General features: G+C 65.2%; 11 protein-coding genes. All 11 read right to left on the bottom strand.

The annotated features are described in order from the left end of the window. A partial coding sequence (locus IH13_RS0101965) for a preprotein translocase subunit SecY (RefSeq protein WP_031080482.1) occupies window positions 1-540 on the bottom strand: 540 nt, incomplete at its 3' end. A 223-nt stretch (window positions 541-763) separates the two neighbouring features. Further along, on the bottom strand, window positions 764-1219 hold the full coding sequence (rplO, locus tag IH13_RS0101960; RefSeq protein WP_031080480.1) for a 50S ribosomal protein L15: 456 nt from the start codon (window positions 1217-1219) through the stop codon (window positions 764-766). A gap of 1 nt (window position 1220) precedes the next feature. Next, window positions 1221-1403 carry a 50S ribosomal protein L30 gene (gene rpmD / locus IH13_RS0101955; RefSeq protein ID WP_003966943.1) on the bottom strand — a complete coding sequence of 61 codons (183 nt, stop codon included), beginning with the start codon at window positions 1401-1403 and terminating at the stop codon, window positions 1221-1223. Further along, complete coding sequence (rpsE, locus tag IH13_RS0101950) at window positions 1403-2005, bottom strand: 30S ribosomal protein S5 (protein ID WP_031080478.1); 603 nt, start codon at window positions 2003-2005, stop codon at window positions 1403-1405. The genes rpmD and rpsE overlap by 1 nt, the downstream gene beginning before the upstream one ends. 46 nt (window positions 2006-2051) lie before the next feature. Beyond that, a complete protein-coding gene (rplR, locus tag IH13_RS0101945) occupies window positions 2052-2435 on the bottom strand; it encodes a 50S ribosomal protein L18 (protein ID WP_028439247.1) in 384 nt (127 codons plus the stop codon). 2 nt (window positions 2436-2437) lie between these two features. Next, entirely contained in the window at window positions 2438-2977 is a 540-nt protein-coding gene (gene rplF / locus IH13_RS0101940; RefSeq protein WP_031080476.1) for a 50S ribosomal protein L6, read from the bottom strand. A 21-nt stretch (window positions 2978-2998) separates the two neighbouring features. Beyond that, the gene (gene rpsH, locus IH13_RS0101935) at window positions 2999-3397 is read right to left on the bottom strand and encodes a 30S ribosomal protein S8 (protein ID WP_014047790.1); all 399 of its coding nucleotides are present in this window, start codon (window positions 3395-3397) and stop codon (window positions 2999-3001) included. Window positions 3398-3620: 223 nt separating this feature from the next. Then, window positions 3621-3806: a type Z 30S ribosomal protein S14 gene (locus IH13_RS0101930; RefSeq protein ID WP_003948630.1), complete on the bottom strand. Its 186-nt coding sequence runs from the start codon at window positions 3804-3806 to the stop codon at window positions 3621-3623. Between the two features lie 2 nt (window positions 3807-3808). Continuing rightward, window positions 3809-4366 carry a 50S ribosomal protein L5 gene (gene rplE / locus IH13_RS0101925; protein ID WP_006126888.1) on the bottom strand — a complete coding sequence of 186 codons (558 nt, stop codon included), beginning with the start codon at window positions 4364-4366 and terminating at the stop codon, window positions 3809-3811. After that, window positions 4366-4689 (bottom strand): 50S ribosomal protein L24, encoded by a 324-nt coding sequence (rplX, locus tag IH13_RS0101920; protein ID WP_028439250.1) that lies wholly within the window; start codon window positions 4687-4689, stop codon window positions 4366-4368. The genes rplE and rplX overlap by 1 nt, the downstream gene beginning before the upstream one ends. A gap of 2 nt (window positions 4690-4691) precedes the next feature. Next, window positions 4692-5060 carry a 50S ribosomal protein L14 gene (gene rplN / locus IH13_RS0101915; RefSeq protein WP_003966950.1) on the bottom strand — a complete coding sequence of 123 codons (369 nt, stop codon included), beginning with the start codon at window positions 5058-5060 and terminating at the stop codon, window positions 4692-4694. Window positions 5061-5114: the final 54 nt, after the last annotated feature.

Below are 5114 nucleotides of genomic sequence, written 5' to 3'. Positions count from 1 at the left end.
CTGTCGGAGCCACATGACGGCGGCCGTACCGGCGGTCATGGTGATGACCATGATGACGGTGGTGAAGATCGACTGGTTCGGGACGATCTGGTTGGCGACCGGACAGCCGCTGAACAGCGCGCCGCTGCGCGCCGTGGCGACCAGGCCGGTGCCCTGGAGGATGGCGAGCGCGACCGTCAGATAACGCGTGTACTGCGTGATCTTGGCGGTGCCCGACTGCCCCTCCTTCTTGAGGGCTTCGAGCCGGGGAATGACGACGGTCAGCAGCTGAAGGATGATGCTGGCCGTGATGTACGGCATGATGCCGAGCGCGAAGATCGTGATCTGCAGCAGTGCACCACCGCTGAACATGTTCACCAGGCCGAAGAGGCTGTTGTTGCCATCGCTTGCCTGATCAACACAAATCTGGACGTTCTCGTAGCTCACCCCCGGTACGGGAATGTGCGCACCGAGACGGTAGAGCACGATGATGCCGAGCGTGAAGAGCAGCTTCTTGCGCAGGTCGGGCGTCTTGAACGCCCGGGCGAACGCGGTGAGCACGGTGCCTCCTGCGACCCCCGCGCAAAGCGTGAGGTGACGGTCTTGAGGATCGACGAATAGGTAACAGCCAAAGGTCCCCGGGCGGTTGCCCAAGGCGTACCACAGCTACAGTGCACGCCACCTTACCGGCGGACATGCCCCCCTAGGAACGACCAACCGGGGATGCCCCATATGAGAGGCATCCCCGGTCGGATGTTCAGACCACCTGCTTGTCCGAGTTGTCTCAGACGAGTTCGGTGACGGTGCCGCCGGCGGCGGCGATCTTCTCCTTGGCGGAGCCGGAGACGGCGTCAACCGAAACCTGCAGCGCCACGGAGATCTCGCCCTGTCCGAGGACCTTGACGAGGTGGTTGTTGCGCACGGCGCCCTTGGCGACCAGGTCGGCCACCGTGACCTCTCCACCCTCGGGGTAGAGCGTCGCGAGCTTGTCCAGGTTCACGACCTGGTACTCCGTGCGGAACGGGTTCTTGAAGCCCTTGAGCTTCGGGAGACGCATGTGGAGGGGCATCTGGCCACCCTCGAAGCTCTCCGGAACCTGGTAACGAGCCTTCGTACCCTTGGTACCACGGCCTGCGGTCTTACCCTTGGACGCCTCACCACGACCCACACGGGTCTTGGCGGTCTTGGCGCCCGGGGCAGGCCGGAGGTTGTGGGCCTTCAGCGGGCTGTTCTCCGCCATGTCAGTCAACCTCCTCAACCGTCACGAGGTGGCGGACGGTGTGCACCATTCCGCGGAACTCGGGGCGGTCCTCCTTGACAACCGAGTCGTTCAGGCGCTTGAGCCCGAGCGAACGCAGGGTGTCGCGGTGGTTCTGCTTGCTGCCGATGTACGACTTCGTCTGCGTGATCTTGAGGCGAGCCATTACGCACCCGCTCCCGCACGCGCACGCAGCAGAGCCGCGGGGGCGACGTCCTCGAGGGGCAGACCACGGCGAGCCGCGATCTCCTCGGGACGCTGCAGGCCCCGGAGGGCCGCCACGGTCGCGTGCACGATGTTGATCGGGTTCGACGAACCGAGCGACTTCGACAGGATGTCGTGGACGCCGGCGCACTCCAGGACGGCGCGCACCGGGCCACCCGCGATCACACCGGTACCGGGGGAAGCAGGCTTCAGCAGGACGACGCCCGCAGCCTTCTCGCCCTGGATCGGGTGAGGGATGGTGCCCTGGATACGCGGGACCTTGAAGAAGCTCTTCTTGGCCTCTTCGACGCCCTTGGCGATGGCCGCGGGAACTTCCTTGGCCTTGCCGTATCCGACACCCACGGTGCCGTCACCATCGCCCACCACGACCAGCGCGGTGAAGCTGAAGCGACGACCACCCTTCACTACCTTGGCGACGCGGTTGATCGCGACGACACGCTCGACGTACGCGGTCTTCTCGGCGGCAGCGCCACCGTCACGGCCCTTCCGGTCCCGCCGCTCGCCGCCACCGGCACCGCTTCCGCGGCGCTGGGGTCCAGCCATTGGATTTACCTCTCTCTGTTACGTCCGCTGTGCGTAGGAACCGGGGCTAGAACTTCAGCCCGGCTTCACGGGCGGCGTCAGCCAGAGCGGCAATCCGCCCGGCGTACTGGTTACCACCGCGGTCAAACACGACGGCCTCGACGCCTGCAGCCTTGGCACGCTCGGCGACCAGGGCGCCGACCTGCTTGGCCTGGGCGCTCTTGTCACCCTCGCCACCACGGATCGACGTGTCCAGGGTCGACGCCGACGCGAGCGTGTGGCCCGCGACGTCATCGATGACCTGCGCGACGATGTGGCGGTTGGAACGCGTCACGACCAAGCGGGGACGCTCCGGCGAACCGGAGATGTGCTTGCGGACGCGGATGTGGCGCCGCTTGAGAGCCGCGCGCTTGTACGCGTCGCCCTTGGCGATCTTCACACCGTATGCCATGGCTACTTACCAGCCTTTCCGACCTTGCGGCGGATGACCTCGCCCGCGTACTTGACGCCCTTGGCCTTGTACGGGTCGGGCTTCCGCAGCTTGCGGATGTTGGCGGCTACCTCGCCGACCTTCTGCTTGTCGATGCCCTCGACGCTGAGCTTCGTGGGCGACTCGACCTTGAAGGTGATGCCTTCCGGTGCCTCGATGACGACCGGGTGGCTGTAGCCCAGGGCGAACTCCAGGTTGGAGCCCTTCGCCTGGACGCGGTAACCGACACCGCTGATCTCGAGCGCCTTGCTGTATCCCTGGGTCACACCGGTGATCATGTTCGCCACCAGCGTGCGGGACAGGCCGTGGAGGGCCTTGTTCTGACGCTCGTCGTTCGGGCGGGTGACGCTGAGCACGCCGTCCTCACCCTTGGTGACCTCGATCGGCGCGGCGACGGTGTGCGTGAGGGAACCCTTGGGGCCCTTCACCGCGACCGTGCGGCCATCGATGGTGACGTCCACACCGGCGGGAACCTGGATGGGGAGCTTGCCGATTCGCGACATGAGCTTTTCCTCCGTTCCCGACTACCAGACGTAGGCGAGGACTTCCCCACCTACGCCCTTCTTGCTGGCCTGCTGGCCGGTCAGGAGACCGTGGGACGTGGAGATGATCGCCACGCCCAGGCCGCCGAGGACCTTCGGCAGGTTGGTGGACTTTGCGTAGACACGCAGACCCGGCTTCGAGATGCGCTTGATGCCGGCGATCGAACGCTCGCGGTTCGGGCCGAACTTCAGCTCGAGGACGAGGTTCTTGCCGACCTCGGCGTCCTCGACCTTCCAGCCGGTGATGAAGCCCTCCTGCTGGAGGATCTCCGCGATGTGCGACTTGATCTTGCTGTGCGGCATCGAAACATCGTCGTGATACGCCGAGTTCGCGTTGCGCAGACGCGTGAGCATGTCTGCGATGGGATCAGTCATGGTCATGAGTTGGCCTTCGGCCTCTCTCGCCGGGGTTTCCTGTATGCGCCATCCCTCTCCCCGCTCAGTGGCGGGACGGGTGCGGTGCGGGGACCTACGGCGTAGTAAGTCGGTCAGGGCGGCAGGCGCCCAACCCTTCAAGCCTACGGCATGAAGAGCGGGGCTCCTGCCGACCAGATACTTACCGAGAGCTTTCCGGTACCTCCAACGCCCAACGGGCGGAGGAGAATTACCAGGAGCTCTTGGTCACGCCCGGCAGCTCGCCACGGTGAGCCATCTCACGAAGGCACACGCGGCACAGGCCGAACTTGCGGTAGACGGAGTGGGGCCGGCCGCAGCGCTGGCAGCGGGTGTACCCGCGGACGCCGAACTTCGGCTTACGGGCGGCCTTAGCGATCAGAGCCTTCTTCGCCACGGTCAGTTCTCCTTGAACGGGAAGCCGAGGTGACGAAGGAGGGCACGACCCTCGTCGTCGTTGGTCGCCGTGGTGACCACGGTGATGTCCATGCCCCGGACCCGGTCGATCTTGTCCTGGTCGATCTCGTGGAACATGACCTGCTCCGTGAGACCGAAGGTGTAGTTGCCACGGCCGTCGAACTGCTTCGGCGACAGGCCACGGAAGTCACGGATACGCGGAAGCGCGAGCGACAGCGTACGGTCCAGGAACTCCCACATGCGGTCACCACGGAGGGTGACGTGGCAGCCGATCGGCTGCCCCTCGCGCAGCTTGAACTGCGCGATCGACTTGCGGGCCTTGGTGACGGCCGGCTTCTGACCGGTGATCGTGGTCAGGTCCCTGACGGCACCGTCGATCAGCTTGGAGTCGCGGGCGGCGTCGCCCACACCCATGTTGACCACGATCTTGACCAGACCGGGAACCTGCATGACGTTCTCGTACGAGAACTCCTCACGCAGCTTGCCGGCGATTTCCTCGCGGTAGCGCGTCTTGAGACGCGGCGCAGTGGTGGCAGTCATCAGATGTCCTCACCGGTCCGCTTGGCAACGCGGATCTTCTTGCCCTCGTCGTCGAAGCGGTAGCCGACGCGGGTGACGACCTTGTTGCCGTCCTTCTCCACGACCAGCTGCACGTTGCTGACGTGAATCGGGGCCTCGGTGGTGACGATGCCACCGGTCTGCGAGCCGCGAGCCGTCTGACCGGCCTTGGTGTGCTTCTTGACCCGGTTGACACCCTCGACGAGGACGCGGTCCTGAGCGGGGTAGGCCACGATGACCTTGCCCTGCTTGCCCTTGTCCTTACCGGTGATGACCTGGACCAGGTCGCCCTTCTTGATCTTCATGCTTACAGCACCTCCGGCGCGAGCGAGATGATCTTCATGAACTTCTTCTCGCGCAGCTCTCGGCCCACCGGGCCGAAGATGCGGGTGCCGCGGGGGTCGCCGTCGTTCTTGAGAATGACAGCGGCGTTCTCGTCGAAGCGGATGTACGAGCCATCCTGACGACGACGCTCCTTGACGGTGCGAACGATGACGGCCTTGACGACGTCACCCTTCTTCACGTTGCCACCGGGGATCGCGTCCTTGACGGTGGCGACGATGACGTCACCGATGCCCGCGTAGCGGCGACCCGAGCCACCGAGAACACGGATGGTGAGAATTTCCTTCGCACCCGTGTTGTCGGCGACACGCAGTCGCGACTCCTGCTGGATCACGTCTATCTCCTGATCGTCTGCCGGTTCCCGGCAGGGGCTCCTTAGCGGGAGCCC

The organism is Streptomyces sp. NRRL WC-3549 (assembly GCF_000721935.1).
Classification (GTDB): Bacteria; Actinomycetota; Actinomycetes; order Streptomycetales; family Streptomycetaceae; genus Streptomyces.
Note: the sequence above shows the minus strand (reverse complement) of the source record. Positions and strands in the feature narration are given on the sequence as shown.